This is a genomic window from Staphylococcus pasteuri (assembly GCF_030547725.1).
Taxonomy (GTDB): domain Bacteria; phylum Bacillota; class Bacilli; order Staphylococcales; family Staphylococcaceae; genus Staphylococcus; species Staphylococcus pasteuri.
On the sequence record NZ_JAUOQO010000362.1, the window covers coordinates 1 to 270 of the forward strand.

At 37.0% G+C, this 270-nt stretch carries 1 protein-coding gene; it reads left to right on the top strand.

The window, feature by feature from the left end; genetic code table 11:
- Nucleotides 1-270 (top strand): DnaA ATPase domain-containing protein (locus Q4528_RS14000; RefSeq protein ID WP_303522200.1); only part of this gene is annotated, 270 nt, incomplete at both ends.

Here is a 270-nt window from a genome sequence, read left to right on the forward strand (position 1 = left end):
AACTTTTTCCGTGAGGCTCATTCTGATGTTAAGAACGTAGAATACGTTATTGCACCCGTAGTACCCAATGTAGACAAAAACAAGCCTGTTGTAGAGGAAAAAGGGACTCAAAATACCACACAGAAGAATGAATTACCTTTAAAAGACCATTATATAGATCTACACGACAATCTAAACCCTAAATACATATTTGAATCTTTTGTTGTAGGGTCTTTCAATGAGCTGGCATATGCCTCAGCACAAGCTGTTATTAAGAAACCAGCAGTCTAT